Here is a 2234-nt window from a genome sequence, read left to right as displayed (position 1 = left end):
GCGTGAACTACACCGCCCTCACCAAGCGTACGAAATCAGTTCTCAACAACGAGTCCGTCCGCATGACGACGATGCTGTGCATCACGCATGTGCAGCACCCCGATGATCCAAGCTTCCCTGGGTCAGCGATCAGTCTCGACTGCGCTGGAAGATCTCGATCGGCAAGACTTGGGCTGGTCAGGGATCCGCGATGCGAAGAATCTTCGCGCATCGCGGCCAACGCTTTGCCCAACGCGACATAGATCTGCAATATCAACCCCAGAATGGAAGTTATAAGGCCCTTCGAACGTAAGGCTCCGGCAGCGACCGTCTGACTACAGATACGATCCGATGATAAGTCCGACCTTATGTCCGGCTTTATCTCCCACCCGCACATCGAAGTTCTCTCCGCAGCCGACGGCGTTCGCCGTCGGCATTGGTCGGATGAGGACAAGCTCAGGATCGTCGAGGAGAGCTTCGTCGGGCACCGGCAAGTGGCTGCTACGGCACGGCGCCATGGCATGTGCCGCTCATTGCTGACGACTTGGCGTCGGCAGTATCGGAACGGCGCTCTTGAAGGTTCCCGCCCGGTGTCTTTTGCACCGGTGTCCATTGTGAAAGAGGCTCCGACCGCGCCGATTGATCGGTTGGGCCCCTATCCAGCCCGGCGTGACTGGCAGGTTGAGATTGCGCTGCCGAACGGGCGTCGGCTTATGGTGCCCGGCGAGGTGAGTTCGGAAGCACTCGCCCGGCTTCTCTCAGTTGTGGACGGGCAATGATCGCGTTTCCGGCGGGCGTGAAAGTCTGGATCGCTGGCGGCATGACGGACATGCGGCGGGTATGAACACACTGGCGCTACAGGTTCAGGAAGGGTTGGGACGCGATCCACATGCCGGGGAGATCTTCTGCTTTCGGGGGCGCAAGGGCGATCTTGTGAAACTGCTCTGGCATGACGGTGTCGGCATGTCGCTTTATATGAAGCGGTTGGAGGCGGGGAAGTTTATCTGGCCCGTGAGCCAGGGTGGCACCTCGGTGCAGATCTCAGCCGCACAGTTGGGCTATCTCCTGGAAGGAATTGACTGGCGCAATCCGCGATGGACGCAACGTTCTGAAAAGGCGGGATAATCTGGCCTGACGGCCTTGTTTTTGTTGGCCCTCGGGGCGGTTTGTGGTAGTTCTCTGCCATGTCAGATGCTGCTTTTGAGATCGCCAGATTGCGCGCTGAATTGGCTGCGCAAACAGCTCGTGCGCAGGCCGCTGAACGCGACCTGGCGCAGGCACGCGCCCTGACATCCTGCACGGAAGCGATGATCAAGAGTTGAAGCTGGAGATCGCCAAGCTGCGCCGCGACAAGTATGGCATCTCCTCCGAGCGCCGCGCGCGGCTGATCGATCAGTTGGAATTGCAACTTGAGGAATTGGAAGCCGCCGCCACGGAGGATGCGCTGGCGGCGGAACAAGCAGCCGCGCAAGACGAGACGAGCACCGTTCGCGCCTTCACGCGGCGCAAGCACATGCGCAAATCTTTCTCCGAGCATCTGCCGCGTGAGCGTGTGGTGGTCGAGGCCCCGACCAACTGCACCTGCTGTGGTTCGGATCGCATCGTGAAGATGGGCGAGGATGTCACGGAGACGCTAGAGGTCATCCCGCGCCAGTGGAAGGTAATCCAGACGGTGCTAGAGAAGTTCACCTGCCGGTCTTGTGAGAAGATCAGCCAGCCCCGGCGCCATTCCATGCCATTCCCCGAGGCTGGGCTGGGGCCGCAACTGATCGCGATGGTGGCGTTCGAGAAATACGGGCAGCACCAGCCGTTGAACCGGCAAGCGGAGCGCTTTGCCCGCGAGGGTGTGGATCTCAGCCTCTCCACCTTGGCTGATCTGATCGGCCATGCCTGTGTGGCCCTTGCTCCGATCCATGCGCTGATCGAGCGGCATGTGCTGGAAGGCACCCGCGTGCATGGCGATGACACAACAGTGCCGCTTCTGGCGCGCGGGGGCACCAGGACAGCGCGGCTGTGGACCTATGTGCGCGATGACCGCCCCTTCAACGGGGGCGCGCCGCCGGCTGCGTTCTTCAAGTTCTCGCCTGACCGTCAGATGATCCACCCGAACAAGCATCTCGCCGGATGGCATGGCATCCTGCAATCCGACGTCTATGGCGGCTACAATGACCTGTATCTGGCGGATCGCAGCCCAGGCCCGGTGCGCAGCGCGCTCTGCTGGAGCCATGCCCGGCGCAAATTCTTCGAATTGGCTG

4 protein-coding genes are annotated in these 2234 nt (G+C 61.2%); all 4 read left to right on the top strand.

The genetic code is table 11. From position 1 onward, the window contains the following. Positions 1-242 (top strand): hypothetical protein (locus OC184_RS19970; RefSeq protein WP_265508927.1); only part of this gene is annotated, 242 nt, incomplete at its 5' end. A gap of 105 nt (positions 243-347) precedes the next feature. Beyond that, positions 348-758, top strand: a complete 411-nt coding sequence (tnpA, locus tag OC184_RS19965; protein WP_265508926.1) for an IS66-like element accessory protein TnpA — start codon at positions 348-350, stop codon at positions 756-758. A gap of 61 nt (positions 759-819) precedes the next feature. After that, complete coding sequence (gene tnpB, locus OC184_RS19960; RefSeq protein ID WP_322630235.1) at positions 820-1104, top strand: IS66 family insertion sequence element accessory protein TnpB; 285 nt, start codon at positions 820-822, stop codon at positions 1102-1104. A gap of 193 nt (positions 1105-1297) precedes the next feature. Further along, on the top strand, positions 1298-2234 hold a 937-nt coding region (tnpC, locus tag OC184_RS19955), incomplete at its 3' end, for an IS66 family transposase (RefSeq protein WP_407674417.1).

The sequence above is a fragment of the Paracoccus rhizosphaerae genome, from assembly GCF_026162645.1.
GTDB classification, from domain to species: domain Bacteria; phylum Pseudomonadota; class Alphaproteobacteria; order Rhodobacterales; family Rhodobacteraceae; genus Paracoccus; species Paracoccus rhizosphaerae.
The sequence above is the reverse complement of the archived record's forward strand: the minus strand, read 5'-3'. Positions and strand labels throughout refer to the sequence as shown.